General features: G+C 67.6%; 18 protein-coding genes. 4 read left to right on the top strand and 14 right to left on the bottom strand.

Annotation, left to right across the window (positions count from 1 at the left end; all coding sequences use genetic code 11):
• Nucleotides 1-16: 16 nt before the first annotated feature.
• Genes AC1D3B_RS23490 through AC1D3B_RS23450 form a run of 9 tightly spaced genes read right to left on the bottom strand, consistent with a single transcriptional unit; the run spans nucleotide 17 to nucleotide 9,011 of the window.
• The gene (locus tag AC1D3B_RS23490) at nucleotides 17-1,495 is read right to left on the bottom strand and encodes an aldehyde dehydrogenase (RefSeq protein WP_478193080.1); all 1,479 of its coding nucleotides are present in this window, start codon (nucleotides 1,493-1,495) and stop codon (nucleotides 17-19) included.
• A gap of 23 nt (nucleotides 1,496-1,518) precedes the next feature.
• Nucleotides 1,519-2,328: an aspartate dehydrogenase gene (locus AC1D3B_RS23485; RefSeq protein WP_478193079.1), complete on the bottom strand. Its 810-nt coding sequence runs from the start codon at nucleotides 2,326-2,328 to the stop codon at nucleotides 1,519-1,521.
• Nucleotides 2,329-2,342: 14 nt separating this feature from the next.
• A complete protein-coding gene (locus AC1D3B_RS23480) occupies nucleotides 2,343-4,040 on the bottom strand; it encodes a thiamine pyrophosphate-binding protein (RefSeq protein ID WP_478193078.1) in 1,698 nt (565 codons plus the stop codon).
• Nucleotides 4,033-4,872 carry an SDR family oxidoreductase gene (locus AC1D3B_RS23475; protein WP_478193077.1) on the bottom strand — a complete coding sequence of 280 codons (840 nt, stop codon included), beginning with the start codon at nucleotides 4,870-4,872 and terminating at the stop codon, nucleotides 4,033-4,035. Before AC1D3B_RS23475 ends, AC1D3B_RS23480 begins: the two co-directional genes overlap by 8 nt.
• Nucleotides 4,873-4,897: 25 nt before the next feature.
• Nucleotides 4,898-5,731 (bottom strand): IclR family transcriptional regulator, encoded by an 834-nt coding sequence (locus AC1D3B_RS23470; RefSeq protein WP_478193076.1) that lies wholly within the window; start codon nucleotides 5,729-5,731, stop codon nucleotides 4,898-4,900.
• A gap of 28 nt (nucleotides 5,732-5,759) precedes the next feature.
• The gene (locus tag AC1D3B_RS23465; protein ID WP_478193075.1) at nucleotides 5,760-6,632 is read right to left on the bottom strand and encodes an alpha/beta fold hydrolase; all 873 of its coding nucleotides are present in this window, start codon (nucleotides 6,630-6,632) and stop codon (nucleotides 5,760-5,762) included.
• Nucleotides 6,633-6,640: 8 nt separating this feature from the next.
• On the bottom strand, nucleotides 6,641-7,186 hold the full coding sequence (locus tag AC1D3B_RS23460) for a cupin domain-containing protein (protein ID WP_478193074.1): 546 nt from the start codon (nucleotides 7,184-7,186) through the stop codon (nucleotides 6,641-6,643).
• Between the two features lie 25 nt (nucleotides 7,187-7,211).
• Nucleotides 7,212-8,027: an SDR family oxidoreductase gene (locus AC1D3B_RS23455; RefSeq protein ID WP_478193073.1), complete on the bottom strand. Its 816-nt coding sequence runs from the start codon at nucleotides 8,025-8,027 to the stop codon at nucleotides 7,212-7,214.
• Nucleotides 8,028-8,030: 3 nt separating this feature from the next.
• Entirely contained in the window at nucleotides 8,031-9,011 is a 981-nt protein-coding gene (locus AC1D3B_RS23450) for a Bug family tripartite tricarboxylate transporter substrate binding protein (RefSeq protein WP_478193190.1), read from the bottom strand.
• Nucleotides 9,012-9,166: 155 nt separating this feature from the next.
• On the opposite strand from AC1D3B_RS23450, the gene AC1D3B_RS23445 reads away from it, so the two are divergent.
• From AC1D3B_RS23445 to AC1D3B_RS23435, 3 genes are all read left to right on the top strand, one after another.
• The gene (locus AC1D3B_RS23445) at nucleotides 9,167-9,526 is read left to right on the top strand and encodes a hypothetical protein (RefSeq protein WP_478193072.1); all 360 of its coding nucleotides are present in this window, start codon (nucleotides 9,167-9,169) and stop codon (nucleotides 9,524-9,526) included.
• Between the two features lie 134 nt (nucleotides 9,527-9,660).
• Nucleotides 9,661-10,968, top strand: coding sequence for a tricarballylate/proton symporter TcuC (tcuC, locus tag AC1D3B_RS23440; protein ID WP_478193071.1), 1,308 nt, complete (start codon nucleotides 9,661-9,663; stop codon nucleotides 10,966-10,968).
• A 17-nt stretch (nucleotides 10,969-10,985) separates the two neighbouring features.
• Complete coding sequence (locus AC1D3B_RS23435) at nucleotides 10,986-11,738, top strand: transporter substrate-binding domain-containing protein (protein ID WP_478193070.1); 753 nt, start codon at nucleotides 10,986-10,988, stop codon at nucleotides 11,736-11,738.
• A gap of 12 nt (nucleotides 11,739-11,750) precedes the next feature.
• Here the strand turns inward: AC1D3B_RS23435 and AC1D3B_RS23430 are convergent, their stop codons facing one another.
• Both AC1D3B_RS23430 and alaS read right to left on the bottom strand, forming a co-directional pair.
• Nucleotides 11,751-12,767 carry a 2-dehydropantoate 2-reductase gene (locus AC1D3B_RS23430; RefSeq protein ID WP_478193069.1) on the bottom strand — a complete coding sequence of 339 codons (1,017 nt, stop codon included), beginning with the start codon at nucleotides 12,765-12,767 and terminating at the stop codon, nucleotides 11,751-11,753.
• On the bottom strand, nucleotides 12,764-15,400 hold the full coding sequence (gene alaS, locus AC1D3B_RS23425) for an alanine--tRNA ligase (protein ID WP_478193068.1): 2,637 nt from the start codon (nucleotides 15,398-15,400) through the stop codon (nucleotides 12,764-12,766). Before alaS ends, AC1D3B_RS23430 begins: the two co-directional genes overlap by 4 nt.
• A gap of 116 nt (nucleotides 15,401-15,516) precedes the next feature.
• On the opposite strand from alaS, the gene AC1D3B_RS23420 reads away from it, so the two are divergent.
• Nucleotides 15,517-15,888: a DUF2784 domain-containing protein gene (locus AC1D3B_RS23420; protein WP_478193067.1), complete on the top strand. Its 372-nt coding sequence runs from the start codon at nucleotides 15,517-15,519 to the stop codon at nucleotides 15,886-15,888.
• Nucleotides 15,889-15,924: 36 nt separating this feature from the next.
• On the opposite strand, the gene AC1D3B_RS23415 is transcribed toward AC1D3B_RS23420, so the two are convergent.
• From AC1D3B_RS23415 to thpR, 3 genes are read right to left on the bottom strand one after another with little or no spacing between them, the layout of a single operon-like run.
• Nucleotides 15,925-20,049, bottom strand: a complete 4,125-nt coding sequence (locus tag AC1D3B_RS23415) for a PAS domain S-box protein (RefSeq protein WP_478193066.1) — start codon at nucleotides 20,047-20,049, stop codon at nucleotides 15,925-15,927.
• A gap of 7 nt (nucleotides 20,050-20,056) precedes the next feature.
• Nucleotides 20,057-21,019 carry a diguanylate cyclase domain-containing protein gene (locus tag AC1D3B_RS23410; RefSeq protein WP_478193065.1) on the bottom strand — a complete coding sequence of 321 codons (963 nt, stop codon included), beginning with the start codon at nucleotides 21,017-21,019 and terminating at the stop codon, nucleotides 20,057-20,059.
• A 31-nt stretch (nucleotides 21,020-21,050) separates the two neighbouring features.
• Nucleotides 21,051-21,578 carry an RNA 2',3'-cyclic phosphodiesterase gene (gene thpR / locus AC1D3B_RS23405; RefSeq protein ID WP_478193064.1) on the bottom strand — a complete coding sequence of 176 codons (528 nt, stop codon included), beginning with the start codon at nucleotides 21,576-21,578 and terminating at the stop codon, nucleotides 21,051-21,053.
• Nucleotides 21,579-21,666 lie beyond the last annotated feature (88 nt).

Below are 21,666 nucleotides of genomic sequence, written 5' to 3'. Positions count from 1 at the left end.
CAAGCCTGGGGGGTGTTCATACGTTCGCCCAGGGCAAGGGCTGCTCGTTCGTTCCCCAGTACATGCTCTTCTGCTCCATGTACTGGAAGATGCCTTCGCGGCCTTTCTCGCGGCCAAGGCCGCTGTCGCGCCAGCCACCGAAGGGCGTCGAGACCGAGAACTGCTTGTAGGTGTTGACCCAGACCGTGCCGGCCTGCACCGCGCGGCCGAGGCGCCAGGCGCGCTTGAAGTCACGGCTCCAAACGCCGGCGGCGAGTGCGTAGATGCTGTCGTTGGCCTGCGCGATCAGCTCTTCCTCGTTGTCGAAAGGCATGGCGACCAGCACCGGGCCAAAGATTTCTTCCTGGCTGATGCGGGCGCTGTTCGTCAGGCCTTCGAGGATGGTCGGCGTGTAGAAATAGCCCTTGTCCAGTCCATTGCCGTGAGGGCGCACGCCGCCCGTGCGGATGCGGCCGCCCTCTTGCACGCCGAGCTCGACATAGCGCTCGATCCCTTCGCGATGGCGTGCGGTGATGAGCGGACCCATCTGCGTGCTTTCCGAAGCCGGATCGCCCACGCGCAGGGCGTTGGCGCGTTCGGCGAGACGGGTCAGGAACTCGTCGTAGATCGAGCGCGCGACGAACAGGCGCGAGCCCGCGATGCACGATTCACCCGACGAGCTGAAGATGCCGTAGAGCACGCCGTTGACCGCATGGTCGAGGTCCGCGTCTTCGAGGACCATCGTGGGCGACTTGCCGCCAAGTTCGAGCGACACCGGCATCATCTTGTCGGCCGCGATGTGGGCGATGTGCTTGCCGGTGGTCGTGCCGCCCGTGAAGGACACGCGCTTGACCAGCGGATGCTTGGTGATCGCATCGCCGATGACCGAACCCTTGCCCGGCAAAACGCTGACGATGCCCTTCGGCACGCCGGCCTCTTCGCAGATGCGTGCGAGTTCGAGCGCCATCAGCGGCGTGACTTCAGCGGGCTTGACGACCACGGCATTGCCGGCTGCCAGCGCGGGCGCCAGCTTCTGCGCTTCGCTCGCGATCGGCGAATTCCACGGCGTGATGGCGGCGACCACGCCCATCGGCTCATGCACGCTCATGGTGACGAAGGAGCCGCGCGACGGGGTGATGGTTTCTTCGAGCGTCTCCAGCGCAGCCGCAAAGAACTGGAAGGTGGCCGCCGCGCTCGCCACCAGCGCGCGCGTTTCGTTGATGGGCTTGCCGTTGTCCAGGCGCTGCTTCTGCGCCAGCGTCTCCGATTGTTGGCGGATCAGATGGGCGACCCGGTGCAGCACGGCGGCGCGCTCGTGCGGCAGCTTTTGCGCCCAGCCGCTGCTCAGGAAGGCCTGGTGCGCGCGGGTGATGGCTTCGTCCACGTCGGCCAGGCTCGCGGCCTGCAGGCGCGCGATCGGCTCTCCGGTGGCCGGGTAGAGGCTCTCATAGATTTCGCCGCCGCCCAGGCGCCATTCGCCGGCGATGTTGAGGGGGAGCAATTCGGAGGAGATCATGGGGTTCTCTCGGTTCGGGTCGTTCAGATCGCCAGTGCCGCGACGCGGTTGCGCACTGCGCGCACGGCGCTGTAGACGGTGAGCGCGGATGTCTTGGGGTTGGCCGCCAGCGGCTTGTTGCGCATGGTCAGCTCGAAGTTGCCGAAGGCGCCCTCGGCCTCGATCACATGGATGTTCTCGGTGACGGCCGGGTCGGCGATCAGCCGCACCAGCGTGCGGTCGAGCCCGAGCCCCGCGAGCGACACCGTCGCGGCGACGTTGGCGTTCTTCGGGTAGAGCATGGCCGCCTCGCGGGCGCTGCCTTCGAAGATCACTGTTTCGCTCGTCAGGGCCGACAGGTCGCGGCCCTGCTCGGCCGGTGTGCCCTTCCACGCGTGCGGCGGCTTGCGGCCGGTGTAGCGCACGGTGTCGAGTCCGCCGATGCGGGCCGCGGCGAGCGCGTCGATGGCACCGATGGCGCCCGCGATCAGTTGCACCTGCGTGCCGCCTGCGACGGCGGCGGCTTCGAGCTTTTCAGCAAGCCCCTGGGCTGAGAGCGCACCGACGGAAGCCACGATGCAGGGCGTCCCGCGCTGCAGGGCCGGAAGGACATGCGCCTCGATCGCCGCATGGCCCGCGGCTTCGACGACGAGGTCGATGCCTTCGGCGGGCACCGCTGACACGACCTGCGCGCGCGGCGCGAGCCGCTTGGCCGTGGCTTGCGCCGATGCCAGCGTATCGGCCTGCGCGACGATGGCCCGGACTTCGAGGTTCGCGTCGGACTGGAGCAATTCGAGCACCGAGGTGCCGATCGCTCCGCAGCCGATGAGAGCGATGCGCGTGATGGACGACATGCGAGTGCCTTCGCTCACTCGGCCGCGCCGAGCGCGGGGATCTGCGTGATCGTGTTGGTCGGCGGGCCCGCGAAGGTGCTCTTGAAGCCGCCGATCGACAGCATGTCGATCTCCAGCAGGAAGGGGCCGTCGATCGACAATGCCTGATCGAGGCGCGCCGGCAGGTCGTCCATGCTCTGCACGCGGGCGTGCGGCAGCGCGATCGACTTGCACAGCAGGTCGTAGTCGGGCGTGTGCAGCTCGGCGTAGCAGCGGCGGCCACCGTACTGCACGTCCTGGATGTTCTTGATGACGCCGTAGCTCTTGTCGTTCATCAGCACGATCACCATGGGCGCCTTCTCCTGCACCATGCAGGCCAGCTCACCCAGGTTGAGGATGAAGCCGCCGTCGCCGGCCAGGCAGAAGGTCTTGCGGCCCGAGCCGGTCACTGCCGCACCGATGGCCGCACCGATGGCCATGGGCATGCCCTGGCCGATGCCGCCGCCGGTGGCGTGCACGCCTGCGCCGGGTTCGAAGACGCGCAGTTCGCGGTTGCCCCAGGTGCTGTTGGAGACGGTCACGTCGCGCACCCAGTTGAAGTTGCGGCCCGCCACGGACTGAATCTGGCGCACGAGTTCTGCGTACGGACCGAGTCCGTCGCGCAGGGTCGCCACGGCCTGGTCGTGCGCAGCGCGCAGGTCGGCCAGCAGCTTGGGATCGGCCTTGTACTTGGCGGTTTCGAGGCGATCGGCCAGCCCTTCGAGGGCCAGCGCGGAGTCACCGCAGACGAAGGCGTCGGTCGCGTAGCAGCGGCCTTCGGCGGCGCCGTCGGCGTCGATGCGGTAGAGCGGACGCGGGAGCTTCAGCTCGTATTTGAGCGTCTCGTTGCCGCGCAGGCGCGAACCGACGACGAGCATGGCGTCGCAGGTCTGGTAGAAGTCCTCGACGGGCTTCTGGATGTTGTAGGCGCCGAGCGAGCCGGCATCGTCCTCGGGCACCGTGCCGCGGCCTTGCGTGGTGGTGACCACGCCGAAGCCCAGCTTCTGCAGGCGCTTGATGGCTGCGCCTGCATGGCGTGCACCGCCGCCGACCCACAGCAGCGGGCGCTTGGCCTTGGCCAGGTCAGCGGCGAGCGCATCGAGACCGGCCTTCGAAGGCACGGCACGCTCGATGGGCAGCGGCGACAGGTCGGCCGGCATCGGGACCAGCGCGGACTGGATGTCGATCGGGATCTCGACGCTCACCGGGCCGGTGGGCGCGGTCATCGCCACCTGCACCGCACGCTTCAGCGTGCCGAGCACGTTCTCGACGCTGCGCACGCGGAAGGCGGCCTTCGAGATGGCCTTGAGCATCGTGAGCTGGTCCGGTGCCTCGTGGATGTACGACATGCCCTTGTCGATGTAGGGCGTCTCGATCTGGCCGGTGATGTGCAGCAGCGGCGCGCCCGCGGTCAGCGCCTCGACCATGCTGCCGGCAATGTTGCCCGCGGCCGGGCCGGTGCTGGTCACGCACACGCCCAGGCTGGCGGTGGAGCGCGCATAGGCATCGGCCATGTTGCCGGCGCCCGCCTCGCCCCGCGCCGAGATGAAGCGGATCGCGCCGCGCTGGGCGAAGGCGTCCAGGATCGGCATGTTGTGGATCGAAATGACGCCGAACGCAGCCTTGACGCCGCATTGCTCGAGGAAGGCCGCGACGACTGCGCCGACGGTCACGGTGTTGTTGGGGTTATGCATGGCGTGAATGGCCTCCAGAGATGTCGATGTGGGCGCCCGTCGTGTACGAGGCGAGGGGCGAAGCCAGGAAAAGAATCGCGCGAGCGGCTTCGATCGGAAGTCCCAGGCGACCCAGCGGAATGTGTTTGTCTTGCGCGAGCTGGCGGCTCCAGGCGGACCAGTCGAGCGACTTGTCTTCGCGCGCGTCGAAGCGGCGGCGCCACTGGCCCGACTCGACGAGGCCGATCAGGATGCCGTTGACGCGCACGCCATGCGGCGCGAACTCGGTGGCCATCGAGCGCACGAGGTTGAGCAGGCCGGCACGCGCAGCCGACGTCGCGACCATGTGCGGCTCGGGCTGGCGCGCGAGCAGCGAATTGGCGCAGACGATGCCGGCGTCGCCGAGCACCACGCGCTGCGCCGTGAGCTGCGGCAGGAAGGCGCGCGTCGGGTTGATGACGGAGAAGAACTTGAGGTGCAGCTCTTCGGTCCAGGCTGCATCCTCGGTGTTGGCGAAGGTGGAGACACGCCCCTGCCCCGCGTTGTTGATCAGCATCGAGGCCGGGCCCAGTGCGGCTTCGCTCTCGGCGGCGAAGCTCTGCACCGAAGCCGCATCGAGCACGTCGCAGGTGCGCGCGAAGATGCTGGCCGCCGGGCGGTTAGCGCGCAGATCGGCCACGGCGCGATCGAGCCGCTCCGCATTGCGTCCGCACAGCGCCACCGCGGCGCCGCAGTCCAGCAGCAGTTCGACCGTCGCGAGGCCGATACCGGAGGAGCCGCCAGTCACGACGGCCACGCGGCCGGCCAGCGCATCGGCTGCGAAGAAGGAGGAGGAAAGGGTCGGCGTCGTCATGTTCGTGATTCGCAAGACTCGGGACTCAGGCGCGCTTGCCGGTTCGGAGCGGAACGACCTTGGGCGAATAGTTCAGGAGGCCCGAGATGGCTTCCGCGGTGTCGCGCACGCGCTGCACCATCTCGTCCATGCGGTCTTCCTCGATATGGCCCGAGGTGATCGTGGCGCCCAGCGCCGCCACGATGTGGCCGGTGTGGTCGCGCACGGGTGCGGCAATGCTGGAGATGTTCGATTCGAAGAAGCCTTCGCCCAGCACATAGCCGCGCGTGCGGTCGGCCTGGACCATGTCGAACAGTTCGTCGACCGACTTCGGCGTGCTCGGCGAAAAGGTTTCGAGCTTGTCCTCGGGGTACAGCGCGCGCAATTGCGGCAGCGTCAGGTCTTCGAGCAGGATGCGCCCGAGGACCGTGGCATGCGCGGGCAGGCGGGTGCCAACGGTGACCGAGCTGGCAAAGGGCGTCGGCGGCGCGACCTTCGCGACGTAGACGATCGAACGGCCATCGCGCACCACCAGGTTGCAGGGCGTGCGCAACTCTTCGCACAGTTGCTGCAGCAGCGGCGTGCCGAGCTGGGTGAGTTCCAGCGAGGCCAGGTACTCGAAGCCGAGGCGCAACACGGCAAGACCCAGGCGGTAGTCGCGACCGCCTTCGGCCTTCTCGAGGAAGCCCATGTTCTCGAGCGTCGTCAGCAGACGGAACACCGTCGAGCGCGGCAGCGCGAAGCGGCGCGCGAGTTCGGGCGCGGAGAGCGAACGGTTTTCGCGGCTGAACTCGCAGAGCACGCGCAGGCCGCGTTCGAGCGCAGGGACGTTGTAGCGGTCCGAGCCCTCTTCCATTTCGTCATTGCCAGTGGTGGTCATAGGTGTCCGATTGCCTCGTTTTGGATGTTCAGGAAGAAAGTGCAACGCGCAGGATCGCGGCGACCGCGGCGGGTTGCTCCACATAGCTCGCGTGCCCCGCGCCCTCGATCAGTTCGAGCGACACGCTGCACGTCTGCGCGACCTCTGCGCAGCCGGCCGGGGGCGTGATCACGTCGAGCGCGCCGCAGGCCACGCGCACGGGCATCGCGGGCGGCAGGTCGGCCAGCAGGTCGCCGCCGCAAAGCAGTTCCACGGCCTGGCGATAGCCGAACTCGTTCAGGCGCGCCATGTTCCAGCGCACCCATTGACGTGCCAGTTCGCTGGCGTTGTCGGACAGCAGGCGGCCAGAGCGCTTCGCGGCCATGCCGGCCACGCCGATCTGGGCGAGCGTGTCGAGGCGTTCGGCGCGAACACGCTGGCTGGCTTCGGCGCGTGCCGGCGTGCCGTAGCCGCTGGCCGGGCTGATGAGGATGAGTTGCTGGATACGGGCTGCAAGCGGAGACGCTGGACGCGCGGCCGAAGCGGCGGTGAGTGCACCGAGCGAATGCCCGACCAGCACGCAGGATTCGATCTTCATCGCATCGAGCAGTGCACCGAGGCGCGCCGCATAGTCAGCGGCGGTCGGCACTTCGGGTGCAAGCGGCGTGGATTCGCCGTAGCCCGGCGCGTCCCATGCAATCAGCCGCGCACACGGCGCGAGCAGCGATGCCGTATCGAGCCACGATGCCGCGCCGGATCCGATGCCATGCAGGCACACCATCACGGGCCCCGTGCCGCATTCGCGCACGGACACCATTGCGCCCTCGCCCACCGAGACGCGACGCGCCGGAAAGCGCGCATCGAGCCGGTCAAGCTCGGCAGGCGGTGGAGACAGTGCGTCGATCACGGCGGTATCGCTCATCTCGAGGCTCAGCGCTTGACCTGGGCCAACGGGTGATCGGCGGGGTACGTCGGCGTCACCGGCTTCTTCGCGCCGAGCATCACGCACATCAGCGCGTCTTCGTCGCCGATGTTGATCTCTTCGCGGTAGACGCCCGGGGGCACCGAGATCAGGTCGCGGTCGGTCATGATGGTTTCGAAGCGCTCGCCATCCTTTTCGATGACGACCTTGAGCTTGCCGCGGATCAGGAAGAACACTTCCTCCACGTCGGTGTGCAGGTGCGGCGGGCCTTCGTGGCCGGCGGGGATCACCATCGTCGAGAAAGTGAAGTTCTCGGCCGGCACGGTGTTGACGTCCTTCGCGACGCCGGTGCCGCCGGTGCCGACATAGCGCATCTGGGCGCGGCGGAACTTGGGATCGAAGTCGGCCTGGAACTTCAGGGCGTCCCAGTCGTACTTGCGGGTCGAATAGCGCGCGATGCGGGTGGCCATCCACGCTTCGAGGCTCGCGCCTTCGGGCCGCTCCCAGGTTGCGGGGGCGCCGTCGATGTTCTGTTGTTCGGACAAATCGCTCATCGGGAAACTCCTTGGTCGAAAAAAATCAATGCATCACAAAGCCGCCGTTGACGGCGAGCAACTGGCCGGTCATGAAACGCGACAGGCCGGACAGGGCGAACAGGACTGCGCCGCAGACGTCGACCGCCTGCTGCTCGCGCGGAATCGCACGCCCTTCGAGGTACTTCTGGTGCCGCGCCATCGGCACGTACTCGGTGGCTTCCACCAGCGTGAGGCCGGGCGCCACGGCGTTGACCGTGATGCCGTCGCCGCCCCACTCGCGCGCGAGCGAGCGCGTCATCGAAATGACGGCGCCCTTGCTCGACGCATAGGCCAACAGGTTCGGTGCACCCCACAGCGCGGTGTCGGACGCCAGGTTGACGATGGCGCCACGGCCGCTCTCGGCCAGCGCCGGCTGGCAGGCGCGGCTCATGAGCCAGGTGCCGCGGACGTTGACGTCCATCACGCGGTCCCACATGTCGATCTCGAGCGCGTGCGCATCGCGGCCGCCGGAGTTGGTGATGGCGGCGTTGTTGACCAGGCCGTCGAGTCCGTCGAGCAGCTTGACCGCATCGGCTGCGCCCTCCGCGATCGAGGCCGGATCGCACAGGTCGACGGTCAGCGCGTGCGCCGTGAAGCCGTCTTCGCGAAGCGCCTGCGCCTCGATCTGCGCCAGGTCGGAGAGGATGTCGGCGAGCACGACGCTGGCCCCAGCCTTCGCGATGCACTTGGCAAAGGCCAGGCCCAGGCCGCGCGCGGCGCCAGTCACGAGCACGCGACGACCGGCGAGCAGGTTCGACGGCAGTTCTGCGAGCAAGCCTTGCAGGCTGGCGGGATCGGCGGTGGTGTTGACTTCGGTCATGGATCAGTCCGCCTGGATGCCCAGTTCCTTGATGATCCTGCCGAAGCGTTCGAAGTCGGCCGCGTTGGTCTTGGCGAGCGTCTCGGGTGCGCCGCCCAGCGGCACGGCGCCGAGCACCGCCATCTTCGAGGCGACGTCCGGCATCTTGAGGATTTCGTTGAGATGGCCGTTCAGCGTCTTCACGACGTCGGCGGGCATGCCCTTGGGCCCGAACAGGCCGTGCCAGGCGGTGACTTCGACGTCCTTGATGCCCAGTTCCGCGAAGGTCGGCACGTTGGGCGCGAGCGGCGAGCGCTTGGCGTCCGCCACGGCAAGCACGACCATCTTGCCGGTCGGCAGGTAGGGAGCGACCGGGCCGAGGGTGATGTAGGTCAGGGGCACATGGCCGCCGAGCACATCGTTGACGGCGGGCGCCACGCCGCGGTAGGGCACGTGATGAATGTCCAGGCCCGTGGCCTTGTTGACCATCTCGCCGAGGATGTGCATCGGCGAGCCGCTGCCGGGGCTGGCGTAGGTGAGCGGCTGGGCCTTGGCGGCGGCCGGCAGGTCCTTGAAGCTCTTGATGCCGGAGGCGGTGCTGGCGACCAGCGCCAGCGGCAACGTGCCCGTCTGGATGATGGGCGTGAAGCCGTGCAGCACGTCGTAGCCGGACCCGCCGGTGGTCTTCAGGACGAGCTGCGCGATCGAGAAGGTGCTGGGCGCGAGAAGCAGCGTGTAGCCGTCGGCCGGCGCCTTGGCGACGAAGGCGCTGCCGATGATGCCGCTGGCACCCGGCTTGTTGTCGACCACCACGGGCTGGCCGATGCGAGTGGACAGCTTCTCGGCGAAGAGGCGCGCGAGCGCGTCGGTGTCACCGCCGGCCGGATAGGCCACGACCAGGGTGATCGGCTTGCTCGGATAGCCCTGGGCCCAGACCGGCGCGGCAACGGTTGCGGCTGCGATCGAAAGGGCGAGCGCCAGGGCCTGGCGACGGGTCTGCTTCATCATGGTCGTTGTGATCCGTGGGTGGTGGAATTTGTTCCACTAATAAAACATCGGTTTATCAATGGAACGGATGACGAAGAATAATCCCGAAACCTTTGCGAAAGATAGGTGGAAACCCTATCTTTTACGTCCCCTTACCCGGTAACGATGGCGGCATGAATCGACTTGCGCCTGCCCTCGCCTTCGTCGCATCGGTGGCCCTTGCACCCCTGCACGCCGCCACGCTCGAGACGCGGACCTACACGGTCGAGATCACGCCGATGTGCGGCGAGCGCGTCACGGATTGCGAGCAGTTCGCCTATGCCGACACGCACAAGCGCAACGGCAGCCACCTCAACATGGTGGGCAAGCCCGGGCAACGGCCCTGTGCGCCGGGCAACGCGCCCTGCGATCCGATGGGCTGGCAGTTCTACGACGGCAACACCAGCTACTTCGTCGGGCAGGACGGCTGGCTGATCGTCACCAAAGGCGGCAGGACAACCCTCCGCGAACAGGGCGCGTGGCGCGAGCGCTAATCCCCAGCGCCTGAACAGCGCCTGACTTTTCGGGGCCGGACATACCCCGAGCAATATGACGGCTGTTCGACAGCTTGTCTCCCTACGATGAAGCGAGCGCGCCGAAGCAGGTGCGTCCACACAAGGAGACACCCATGAGCACCGCCACACTGGCCCCCGGCCACCAAGCGCCGCCTCGCAGCACCTCCAAGCTCGGCGCCGTGCTGCGCGTGACCAGCGGCAATTTCCTCGAACAGTTCGACTTCTTCCTGTTCGGCTTCTACGCGACCTACATCTCGAAAGCCTTCTTTCCCGCGAGCAGCGAGTTCGCCTCGCTGATGCTGACCTTCGCGGTCTTCGGCGCGGGCTTCCTGATGCGGCCACTGGGCGCAATCATCCTCGGCGCCTACATCGACGAAGTAGGACGGCGCAAGGGCCTGATCGTCACGCTGGGCATCATGGCCAGCGGCACCGTGCTCATCGCCTTCGTGCCTGGCTACGCGACGATCGGCGCCATTGCACCGCTGCTGGTGCTGCTCGGCCGGCTGCTGCAGGGCTTCTCGGCGGGTGCCGAGCTGGGTGGCGTTTCGGTCTACCTGTCGGAGATGGCGACGCCCGGGCACAAGGGCTTCTACACCGCGTGGCAATCGGCGAGCCAGCAGGTCGCGATCGTGCTGGCCGCCGCGCTGGGCTTCGCGCTGAACGAGATGATGGCGCCGGCCGCGCTGGCCGACTGGGGCTGGCGGATTCCGTTCTTCGTGGGCTGCATGATCATCCCGTGCATCTTCGTCCTGCGCCGCTCGCTGCAGGAGACGGAGGCCTTCCAGGCGCGCAAGCACCATCCCACCACGCGCGAAGTGTTCCAGTCCATGGTGCGCAACTGGCGCGTCGTGCTGGCCGGAATGATGCTGGTCGCGATGACCACGACCACCTTCTACCTGATCACCGTCTACACGCCGACCTTCGGCAAGACCGTGCTGCACCTGAGCGCCAAGGACAGCCTGATCGTCACGCTGCTGGTCGCCGTGACCAACTTCATCTGGCTGCCGATCGGCGGCGCGCTGTCGGACCGCATCGGGCGCAAGCCATTGCTGCTCGCGGTCACGATCCTGGCCATCTTCACGGCCTACCCGGCGATGCACTGGCTCGCCGCCGAGCCGAGTTTCGGACGCATGCTCGACGTTCTGCTGTGGTTCTCGTTCCTCTTCGGCATGTACAACGGCGCGATGGTCGTGGCCCTGACCGAGGTGATGCCGGTCGAAGTGCGCGTGGTGGGCTTCTCGCTGGCCTACAGCCTGGCGACCGCGGTGTTCGGCGGCTTCACGCCCGCCATCTCGACCTGGCTGATCGAGTCGACCGGCGACAAGGCGGCGCCGGCTTACTGGCTGAGCTTCGCAGCGGCCTGCGGGCTCGGGGCCACGCTGGCGCTCTATCGCAAGGGACGGCGAGCGGCCGTCGCGTAGCGCGGCAGAATCGGGGAATGAGCACCACCCTCCCCCCGGCCGTGGTTTCGGCCTTCACGCCCACCGGCGCGCTGCGCGCCTCCATCAACCTCGGCAACCCGATCCTCGCGAACAGGGATGCCGCCACCGGCGAGCCGGTCGGCGTGTCGATCGATCTCGCGCGCGAGTTCGCGCGGCGCCTCGGCGTCGCCATCGAACTCGTGGTGTTCGAGAAGGCGGCCGCTTCCGTCGACGCGGTGCGCAACGAGCAGGCCGACATCGGCTTCTTCGCGATCGATCCGCTGCGCAGCGAGGGCATGCAGTTCACGGCGCCCTACGTGCTGATCGAAGGCAGCTATCTCGTCCCCGCCGGCTCGCCGCTCCAGCGCAACGAGGAGGTCGACAGCGATGCGCAACGCATCGCCGTCGGTGCGGGCAGCGCCTACGACCTGTTCCTTACGCGCGAGATCAAGAAGGCGCAGATCGTGCGTGTGCAGGGCGCCAAAGCCGTGATGGAGAGTCTGCATGCCGGCGAGGTCGAGGTGGCGGCGGGGATCCGGCAGGTTCTCGAAGCCGAGGCCGATCACGTGCCGGGTTTGCGTCTGCTTCCGGGCCGCTTCATGGTGATCCAGCAGGCGATGGGGACACCCGCCTCGCGCGGCGGCGAAGCTGGCGCAGCCCTCAGTGCGTTCGTCGAGGAGATGAAAACCAGCGGCTTCGTGACCGACGCATTGGCCCGGCATCGCATCCAGGGTGCCAGCGTGGCGCCGGCAGGCCGCGGCCAGGCGTAGCGCCCCCGAAACCTACAAGCGCACTTCCTTCAGCAACTGCTTCGCCGTCCACCGACCCTTGCGCTCGGGCCAGGCCTCCAGCAGTTCGACCATCTTCGCGTTGACGGGCGCCTGCACGCCGTTCGCCTCGGCGAGCCGGACCACCTCGCCGCACAGCGCGTCGATCTCGGTGCGCCGTCCGAGCGAAAGGTCGTCGGCCATGCTCGAACGCGCCTTCGCGTCGATGCGCAGCATGCGCGCTGCGACCAGCCGGAACAGCGGCGTCGGCAGCCGCAGGATGGCGGGCAGGCGGCGGGCCGGCACGGCGGCGAGCTGGGCCGGCGCGATGCCGGCCTTGTCGAGCGCGGCCAGTGCTTCGTCCATCAGCGCCGCGAGGCAGCGCCGATAGCCACGCTGCAGCAGCTCGTCGCGCAACGGCAGGCCCGAAAGCGCGTTGACCGGGTTGTTCAGGTTCAGCAGGAGCTTGCCCCACTGGATCGGCAGCAGATCGGGATGCAGGTCGATCGGCACGCCCGCACGCTCGAACACCGCCACCCAGCGGCGCAGCGCGGGATCGTCCTTCGCGGCAAGTCGGCCCGCGGTTCCGCGATGAAACACACCAGCGCTGATCTCGGCCACGTTGTAGGGCACCATCGCCGGCAGGATGTTGAGATTCGGCGCGGCCTGCGAAGCGACGGCGGCGTTGGAGATGCCGTTCTGCAACGACAGCACCGGCGTGCCCGCCGGCAGCACCGCGGCGAGTTCGGCTGCCGCTACCTGGGTCGCACCGCTCTTGACGGTCAACAACACCAGCGCAGGTCGGACCCCTGCCGGTACCTGTTCCGAAAGCCGCAGGAAACCGGGCGACACCTCGTGGCGTGCGCCGTCGAGATCGGTGACCGTCAGGCCGTGCAGCGCCAGCTCTCCGAGCACACGGGGTCGCCCGACAAATGCGACGCGAACGCCCGCCGCGGCGAGGCTGCCGCCGATGAAGCACCCGATCGTGCCCGCCCCCATCACGAGGACATCGGCGGCTAGCTGGTCGCTCATCCGTTGGACTGAAGACGCTCCGCCACCCAGCCCTGCACCGACTTCAGTGCAGCAGGAACGCCTGCTGCATCGGTACCGCCAGCCATCGCCATGTCGGCCTTGCCGCCGCCCTTGCCGCCGACTTGCTGGGCGACGAAATTGACAAGTTCGCCCGCCTTCACCTTGCCCATGGTGTCGGAGGTGACACCTGCCGCGATCTGTACCTTGGTCCCGTCGACGGCCGCGAGCACGATGGCCGCGGTCTTGAGCTTGTCCTTGAGCTTGTCCATGGTCTCGCGCAGCGTCTTGGCATCCGCGCCGTCGAGCTTGGCGGCGAGCACCTTGATCCCGCCGACATCGACGGCTTGCGCCAGAAGTTCGTCACCCTTGGACGACGCCAGCTTGCCCTTGAGCGAGCCGACCTCGCGCTCCAGCGCGCGCACCTGGTCGAGCACCTGCGCGAGACGCGCCTGCAGTTCGGAAGCCGGCGTCTTGAGCGTGGCCGCGACGCTGTGGACCGTCGCTTCGAGTTCCTGCAGATAGGCCAGCGCGTTGGCGCCTGTCACGGCCTCGATGCGGCGAACACCGGCGGCCACGCCGCCTTCGCTCACGATCTTGAAGAGGCCGATGTCGCCGGTGCGCGAGACGTGCGTGCCGCCGCACAGTTCGCGGCTGGTGCCGATGTCGAGCACGCGCACGGTGTCGCCGTACTTCTCGCCGAAGAGCATCACGGCGCCGGTCTTCTGCGCCGACTCCATGTCCATCACGCGCGCCTGCGTGGCTTCGTTGGCGAGGATCTCGGCGTTGACGCGCCGTTCGATCTCCAGGATCTGCTCGCCCGAAACGGGTGCGTTGTGGGCGAAGTCGAAGCGCGTCTTGTCGGCGTCGACCAGGGAACCCTTCTGCTGCACGTGCTCGCCGAGCACTTCGCGCAGGGCCTTGTGCATCAGGTGGGTGACGCTGTGGTTGCGCATGGTGGCCGCGCGGCGCGCGGTGTCGACACGCGCGGTGACGGAATCGCCCACCTTGAGCGTGCCCTGCGTCTGCGTGCCGTGGTGGCCGAACACGTCGGCCTTGATCTTCTGCGTGTCGTCGACGCCGAACTGCACACCTTCTGCCACGAGCACGCCCTGGTCTCCGACCTGGCCGCCGCTCTCGGCATAGAAAGGCGTGGTGTCGAGCACGACGATGCCGGACTGCCCTTCGTCCAGCTGCTGCACCGGGGCGCCTTCGAAGTACAGGGCGACCACTTTCGCCTTTTCCTCGAGGTGCTCATAGCCGGTGAAGGCATTGCCCGCGCCGGTGTACTCGACGGCGCGTTCCATCTTGAACTTGCCGGCGGCGCGGCCTGCGGCCTTCTGCTTTTCCATGGCGGCGTTGAAGCCGGCCTCGTCCACGGCCACGCCGCGCTCGCGGCACACATCGGCCGACAGGTCGAGCGGGAATCCATAGGTGTCGTGCAACTTGAAGGCCACTTCGCCCGGCAGCACCTTGGCACCATCGGCCAGTGCTGCATCGAGGATTTCCATGCCGTTGGCGAGCGTCTCGAAGAAGCGCTCTTCCTCGGCCTTCAGGGTGTCGGTGATGCGCTTCTCGTCGGCGCGCAGCTTGGGATAGGCATCGCCCATCAGCGCCACGAGGTCGGGCACCAGCTTGTGGAAGAAGGGTTTCTTCTGGCCGAGCTTGTAGCCGTGGCGGATGGCGCGGCGCACGATCCGGCGCTGCACGTAGCCACGGCCTTCGTTGGACGGGATCACGCCGTCGGCCACCAGGAAGGCGGTGGCGCGGATGTGGTCGGCGATCACGCGCAGGCTCTTGTTACCGAGATCCTTCTCGCCGGTCTCGCGCGACCCGGCCTTGACGAGCGCGTCGAACAGATCGATCTCGTAGTTGCTGTGCACGTGCTGCAGGATCGCGGCGAGGCGCTCCAGCCCCATGCCGGTGTCGACGCAGGGCGCAGGCAGCGGCTTGACGCTGCCGTCGGGCTGCATGTCGAACTGCATGAACACGTTGTTCCAGATCTCGATGTAGCGGTCGCCGTCCTCGTCGGGGCTGCCGGGCGGGCCGCCGGCGATCCCGGGGCCGTGGTCGTAGAAGATTTCGCTGCACGGGCCGCAGGGGCCGGTGTCGGCCATCATCCAGAAGTTGTCGGACATGTAGCGGCCGCCCTTGTTGTCGCCGATGCGCACGACGCGCTCGGGCGGCAGGCCGATGTCCTTGGTCCAGATGTCGTAGGCCTCGTCGTCCTCGATGTAGACGGTGGCCCAGAGCTTTTCGGCAGGCAGCTTGTAGACCTGGGTCAGCAGTTCAAAGGCCCATTTGAGCGACTCGCGCTTGAAGTAGTCGCCGAAGCTCCAGTTGCCCAGCATCTCGAAGAAGGTGTGGTGGCGCGCGGTGTAGCCGACGTTTTCGAGGTCGTTGTGCTTGCCGCCGGCCCGCAGGCAGGCCTGCACGGAAGCGGCACGCACGTAGGGGCGCTTGTCGGTGCCGAGGAACACGTCCTTGAACTGCACCATGCCGGAGTTGGTGAACATCAGGGTCGGGTCGTTGGCCGGAACCAGCGAACTCGAGGGCACGACGGTGTGGCCCTTGGTCGCGAAGAAATCGAGGAACGACTTGCGGATGTCGGCGACGCTGAAGGTGGGCTGGCTCATCTTGGGTTTTGGCTTGTGGCTAAGGCGGCCGGTTGCGGGCAGCCCCTGCATCGAACCCACCTAACTGCTTGATCTGCTTGAACATTCCATTATAGGTTTGGGGAAGAATCCCACCTATGAGCAACCGCATCCTGGCCGACGCCCTGCTGGTGCTGCACGGGCTCTTCATCTTGTTCGTGCTGCTGGGCGGCGCGCTCGTGTGGCGCTGGCCGCGGCTGGCCTGGCTTCACCTGCCCGCGGTCGCCTGGGCGGCATGGGTGGCGTGGGCGGGATGGATCTGTCCGCTGACGCCGCTGGAGAACGAACTCCGCCGCGCGGCCGGCCAGGCAGGCTATGAGGGCGGGTTCATCGAGCACTACCTGCTCGGCATGATCTATCCGGAAGGCCTCACACGCGGCGTGCAGGTCGGGCTGGGTATCGGCGTGGCCGTGCTCAACCTCACGGTGTATGCGCTGCTGATGCGCGCTCGGCGTCGGAAACGCAGCTGATGCCGCCGGGGCCGGTGCGGCCATCGGGCGAGCAGACTATGCGCCCTGGGTCACCTGCAGGATCTCCGTGGCCTGCCTGAACTGGAGCGACTGCATCGCGCGGTCGAGCGCCGCGAAGCGTTCATTACCCAGCGAAGCTCGCAACGACGGCGCGAGCTCGTCGAACATCGGCAGCGCCGACATGCTCTGCTTGCGCAGCAATTCGATGAGCGAGGCCAATGCATCGGGATCGACGGGTGCCGCATCTTCCGCAACCGGCTGCGCGTCCTCTGCATCGAAATAGGGTTGCGCCGCGACTTGCAGGTTGCGCAGTGCCGCGCCCAGCGTCCGCATCGCGCGCTCGACGCGATCGGCGTCGCCGTCCTTCAGCGCGGCCTCCCCGTCCGCCGCCTGTTGCCGCACGCCGTCGATGCCGATCACGCCGGCGCTCCCTTGCAGCTTGTGCAAGCGAGCCGCAAGGGTTCCGGAAGATTCGGCGGAGTGCAGGTGATCTCCCTCCCGCGCGAGATCGCCGAACTCGGCGAGCAGGCTGCGCAGCACGCTCAACAGCAGATCGCTGTCGCCCATCAGACGCTTCGATGCGCCTTGCGCGTCGATGCCGGGGATCATCGGCCAGCCCGCTGGAAGGGGCTCTGCTGCGGGGGCTCCTTCATGCCCGGTCGGCACCAGCCGCCCTCTCGCGCGTTCGACGCAGCGACGCACGGTGCGCACCAGCGCCTCGGCATCGAAGGGCTTGCTGACGAAGTCGTTCATGCCGGCTTCGAGAGCACGGTCGCGCTCGGCCACCAGCGCGCTGGCCGTCAGGGCTACCACCGGCAAGGCCGCGAGACCGAGTTCGCCGCGGATCAGGCGCGTGGCCTCGTTGCCGTCGAGCGTGGGCATGTGCACATCCATCAGCACCAGGTCGAAGGCCTCCGGGCTCTCGCGCAGCGTTTCCACGGCTTCACGCCCATTCGATGCGACGGTGACCTGCGCGCCCTCGCGTTCGAGGATGTGCTGGCAGACCTCCAGGTTGACCGCGCTGTCGTCCACCACCAGCACGCGCATCTGCGCGAGCCGCCGGTCGATCGAAGCCTCGCGCGAAGCCGCCGAGGGCCGCTGTCCTTGCTCCACGGGCTGTGCGGCGCCCTCGCCCACAATGTCCAGTGGCAGGATGACCCAGAACTCGCTGCCGCTGCCCGGCGTGCTGCTGACACCGAACTCGCCGCCCATCAGCTCGGTGAGTTGCTTCACGATCGAAAGGCCCAGGCCCGTACCGCCGAAGCGGCGCGTTGTCGACGAGTCCGCCTGCGTGAATGGCGTGAACAGGCGGTCGAGCACGTTCGGCTCGATGCCGATGCCCGTATCGATCACGGCGAAGCGCAGTCGCAGGCGATCCTCCAGCCGTTCTTTCACCTGCACGTTCACACGGACAGTTCCTTGCGGCGTGAACTTGACCGCATTGCTCAGCAGGTTGACGAGGATCTGCCGGATGCGCGTGACGTCGCCGACCAGGTGCGCCGGAAGGTCGGCGTCGGCATCGAGCGACAGCTCGATGCCCTTCGCGCCGGCATTCACACTCATCATGGCGATGACGCCGCCGAGCAGTTCGCGCAGGCCGAACTCCGATTCGTCGAGCGCCATCTCGCCGGCCTCGATCTTGGAGATGTCGAGAATGTCGTTGATGACATCCAGCAAGGCGTTGCTGGCGTCGTCGATCTTCCGCAGGAACTCGCGCTGCCGGTCGTCCAGCGAGGTCTGCCGCAGCAGGTAGGCCAGCCCGATGACCGCATTGAGCGGCGAGCGGATCTCGTGGCTCATGTTGGCGAGGAACTCGCTCTTGGCCTTGCTCGCCGATTCGGCCTGGGCGCTTCGCTCGTTGAGCGCGAGGTTCAGGCTCTCCAGCTGGTCCTGCGCGCGGCGCATGTCGGTGACATCCACCGCCACCGAGATGAAGCCCTGCACCACGCCGTTGTCGTCGAAGTCGGGGATGTAGTGCAGCCAGTAGTGGATCGTGGACCCGTCGGCCAGCGTGCGGGTGCGCATCACGCGCTGGTCGCTGCCGGCCAGTGCGGCGCGGATGAAGGGCTCGTTCTGGCGGAAGAGTTCCGGGCCCAGCAACTCGCTCTGCGTGATGCCGATCATTTCCTTGGGCGAGCGGCCCAGCCAGCGGCGGTAGGCGCTGTTCGCGAAGGTGCAGCGCATTCCGGTCGTCCAGTAGGCGCAGATGCCAGGGATGTTGTCGGTCACGATGCGCATGAAGCGTTCGTTCTTGCGCATCCTTTCCTCGGCCGCCTTGCGCTCGGACAGATCGGTCGCGATCGCGATGAAGCCGACCACGCTGCCGGCCGAATCACGCAAGGGGCTCACGTTCAGGTGCACCGGAACGCGGCTGCCGTCCTTGCGCACGTAGGTCCACTCTCGCGGGCGGGCCCTGCCGGTGCCCGGCGCGGGCGCGAACACTTCGCACACTTCCAGCGGACGCCCCAATTCAGTGGTGAGCGCCATCGCGCGGCTATGGACCTCGAACGCATCATGGAAACTGTTCATCTCCATCCGGTCGACCACTTCGGCGGCCGAGTAGCCCAGCAGTTCCTCCGCGGCGGGGTTGAACAGGGTTACCACGCCGTCGACATCGGTCGCGATGATGGCGCTCGCGGCACCGTCGAGAATGGCCCGCTCTCGCGTCGACAGCACCGCAAGCTCGGCGGTGCGCTCGACCACCTGCTGCTCCAGCTTTGCGTTCAGTTCGAGGATGTGCGCCTTGGTCGCCCGCTCGTGCGTGATGTCGCGCACGGTCTCCGCTGCGCCGATCACGCGGCCGTCCGCGGAGCGGATCGGCGCCGCCGCCACCGAGACCGCCACGGGGGTGCCGTCACGGTGACGACGGAAAGTCTCGAACGCGGCGACCGACTTTCCGTCAGCGATGTGGCGCAGCAGCGTCTCTTCCTCCTGCACATAGTCGGTCGGCAGCAGCAAGTCCTGCAACGGCTGGCCCAGCGCCTCGCCGGCGGTGTGGCCGAAGATCTTGGCCGCGGCGTCGTTCCAGTCGGTGATCCTGCCGTCGAGCCGACAGCCGATGATGGCGTCGTTGGAGCTGGTCACGATCGCCGCGAGCCGGGAACGCTGTTCGCCCGCCTGCTGCTTGCGGCGCTGCGTTGTCTGTTCGATGTACGACAGCAGCGCCATCAAGAGGGCCAGCGTCGAGCCGATCAGCACCACGGCCCAGGGGCTGCGCAGGTTCAACTGGCTGAGGAACAACGGCTGCGCGCTCACCGCCACCTCCCAGGTGCGACCGTAGAGCTGCAGCGGCAACACGCTCTTGATCGCATCAGCCTGGACCGACGCGTACCCCGGCGACCTGAAGAACGGTTCGGGCCTGTCTCGCCGGGTCACGTCGGCCAGCGCGAGCGCGAACTCGCCGTCCTGGAAGTCGAAGCCCTTCAGCACCTCGTCGATGAGCAGCGGCGCGTAGATCCAGCCGATCGTCTCGTCCGGTGTACCGCGCACCGCGGCGGACGGGCGTTGCCGCTGCTGCAGGCGCCCGAGCTGCGCTTCTGCCTTGTAGACAGGCAACAGCAGCAGGACGGAGCGCTGGCTCGGCGGCGCCCGCGCAGCCTGCATCAACGCGATCGGTGCCGTCATGGACGCCTCGCCGGTCTGCATGGCGCGCTCGGCGGCGGCGCGACGGTTGGGCTCGGAAGCGATGTCGAGGCCGATTGCGGGACTGGTGGAATCGGAGGGCTCGAAGTACTGGATGACGAAGCGATCGCCCTCGTTCACGCCCAGTTGGCGTATCCGGAAATCGGGCTTGCCGTCGAGTCGCGCCGCGGCCACGAAAGCGGCCTCCTGCGCGGCCGGCACGCGACGCACGAAGCCGAAGCCGCGCGCCCCGGGAAACTCCCGCTCGAGGTCGCGCGCTGCGCTGAACTGGGCGAAGCGCAACCGCGTGATGCCTCCCTCCCCGCCCGCCGCAATGACGGCACCGCGCGCACCGCGCAGGCCGAACGCGTAGGCGTGCATGCGCGACGTGAGCTGATCGACCGCGCGCCGCGCGACCGTATCGAAGCGGGCCTGCGCGAGCTCATCGTTGTACCGTACCTGCCACCAGCCGGCGCCAGCCGCCATGCAGAGGCCAACGAGCAGCCAGATCAGCGAACGCGAATGCTGGCGAATCCCCACGGAATGGTCAATCGGCCTCGGTGCCGGGCTCCGGCAGGGCCTTGGGAGCCATCAGGGACGCCTGGGCCCGCCCTGCCCTTGCGGCCTCCGCGAGCGCGGCATCGGCGGCGAATTCAAGGGCGGCCCTCGCATCGCTGCCCAACGCTTCGCGGGCAGCGGCATCGAGGCAAGCGACGCCCGCGCTGCACGTCACGTGGCGCGACACGGCCGAACCCTGGTGGCTGATGTCCAGCGCCTCGACCGCCCGCAGTGCGCGGTTAGCGACGTGCAATGCATCGTCCGCCGAGGTGTCCGCGAGGATCAGCGCAAAGCGTTCGCGATCCAGCCGGGCAACGAAGTCGCCGGGCCGACGCGCGCTGCGATGCAGGGCTTCGGCGATCGAAGCGAGGCAGGCGTCCGCGGCCTTGCGCTCGTAGAGCGCCTCGAAGGATCGGAAGAAGTCGACCTCGACCGTCACGACCGACAGCGCCTGGCCTGCCTCGATCGCGCGGAGAATCTCGCGCGAGAGGATTTCCGCATGGGCGTCGGCATTGGCGAGGCCCGTGAGGCCGTCGATCCTGGACAGCCGGCGCAGGTCGTCCGACAGGCGCTTGAGCTTGAGCTGGGTATTGACCCGCGCCGTCACCTGCGATGCGTTGAACGGCTTGCGGATGAAGTCGACTGCGCCGAGCTGCAGCACCGCCACTTCGAGTTCGGATTCCTGGTGGCTGCTCACGAAGATGACAGGAATATCCGCCAGCGACGCGTCGGCCTTGAGGGCCTCGCACACCTGGAGGCCGCTCATGTCGCCCATCTGCGCGTCGAGCAGGATCAGGTCGGGCGGCGATTCGCGGCTGAGTTGCAACGCGTCGGCTCCGCTGGTCGCGAATCGAACCGTGGTGTAGTCCGAAAGTATCCGACTCAGGACCTGGATGATGGCGGGGTCGTCGTCGACGAGAAGCAGGCTCGCTTCGACCGGAATTTTCTTCATCGCGAGATTCTGCCGCAATCGATTTCAGACACTACTTGCGCGAGGGGAAGCGCGCCAATATCTCGTAGTGGGCCGGCATGGACAGGTGCGAGCAAACCAGTGCGAACTCGTTGACCGGCCAGACGATCGGCGGGGGTTCCACCGGCGGCACGGCACCCAGACATTTCCGCGCGATCGTCAGATGCGGTGCCCATCTGCCGCGCTCGGGCGCCAGCCCCGCATGGATGAGCGGCTGTTTCAGGCGCTCGCGCAATTCGCGCAGCCCTTCGTCCTCGTCGGCCCGCAACACCGCGACGGGATTGCGCCAGACCTCGGGCGTGTGCAGCACCAGCGTCAACGCCGGCATCGGCACTTCGGCGAGTCCGTTCAGCAATGCCGTTTGCTGCACCGCCGCAACTTCGCCGAGAAAGTGCAGGGTCATGTGCACGCGCGCCAATGAAGTCATTCGGGCACCGCGCGGCCACCACCATGTCCTGCGATGCGCTTCGATGGCCGACTGCACTCCCGGCTCGGGAAACAGGCCGATGAAGAGGCGGCGGGTGGACCCTGGGGATGTCATCTGCAATCAAGGTTTGCGTTTCCGGCCGCGTCGAGGGCCACTCGAGACGGCCCGGCAAGGGTATGTCCCAAGCGGGCGGTCGCGCACC

The organism is Variovorax sp. P5_A3 (assembly GCF_056400665.1).
The sequence above is the reverse complement of the archived record's forward strand: the minus strand, read 5'-3'. Positions and strand labels throughout refer to the sequence as shown.

Bases quoted from the DNA above. Each gene is read 5' to 3' on its own strand.
- AC1D3B_RS23410 (WP_478193065.1), bottom strand. From the start codon at position 21,019: ATGAAGAAAATTCCGGTCGAAGCGAGCCTGCTTCTCGTCGACGACGAC.
- AC1D3B_RS23485 (WP_478193079.1), bottom strand. From the start codon at position 2,328: ATGTCGTCCATCACGCGCATCGCTCTCATCGGCTGCGGAGCGATCGGC.
- AC1D3B_RS23465 (WP_478193075.1), bottom strand. From the start codon at position 6,632: ATGAGCGATACCGCCGTGATCGACGCACTGTCTCCACCGCCTGCCGAG.
- alaS (WP_478193068.1), bottom strand. From the start codon at position 15,400: ATGAGCCAGCCCACCTTCAGCGTCGCCGACATCCGCAAGTCGTTCCTC.
- AC1D3B_RS23455 (WP_478193073.1), bottom strand. From the start codon at position 8,027: ATGACCGAAGTCAACACCACCGCCGATCCCGCCAGCCTGCAAGGCTTG.
- AC1D3B_RS23450 (WP_478193190.1), bottom strand. From the start codon at position 9,011: ATGAAGCAGACCCGTCGCCAGGCCCTGGCGCTCGCCCTTTCGATCGCA.
- AC1D3B_RS23475 (WP_478193077.1), bottom strand. From the start codon at position 4,872: ATGACGACGCCGACCCTTTCCTCCTCCTTCTTCGCAGCCGATGCGCTG.
- AC1D3B_RS23490 (WP_478193080.1), bottom strand. From the start codon at position 1,495: ATGATCTCCTCCGAATTGCTCCCCCTCAACATCGCCGGCGAATGGCGC.
- AC1D3B_RS23420 (WP_478193067.1), top strand. From the start codon at position 15,517: ATGAGCAACCGCATCCTGGCCGACGCCCTGCTGGTGCTGCACGGGCTC.
- tcuC (WP_478193071.1), top strand. From the start codon at position 9,661: ATGAGCACCGCCACACTGGCCCCCGGCCACCAAGCGCCGCCTCGCAGC.
- AC1D3B_RS23435 (WP_478193070.1), top strand. From the start codon at position 10,986: ATGAGCACCACCCTCCCCCCGGCCGTGGTTTCGGCCTTCACGCCCACC.
- AC1D3B_RS23470 (WP_478193076.1), bottom strand. From the start codon at position 5,731: ATGACCACCACTGGCAATGACGAAATGGAAGAGGGCTCGGACCGCTAC.
- AC1D3B_RS23430 (WP_478193069.1), bottom strand. From the start codon at position 12,767: ATGAGCGACCAGCTAGCCGCCGATGTCCTCGTGATGGGGGCGGGCACG.
- AC1D3B_RS23460 (WP_478193074.1), bottom strand. From the start codon at position 7,186: ATGAGCGATTTGTCCGAACAACAGAACATCGACGGCGCCCCCGCAACC.
- thpR (WP_478193064.1), bottom strand. From the start codon at position 21,578: ATGACATCCCCAGGGTCCACCCGCCGCCTCTTCATCGGCCTGTTTCCC.
- AC1D3B_RS23445 (WP_478193072.1), top strand. From the start codon at position 9,167: ATGAATCGACTTGCGCCTGCCCTCGCCTTCGTCGCATCGGTGGCCCTT.
- AC1D3B_RS23480 (WP_478193078.1), bottom strand. From the start codon at position 4,040: ATGCATAACCCCAACAACACCGTGACCGTCGGCGCAGTCGTCGCGGCC.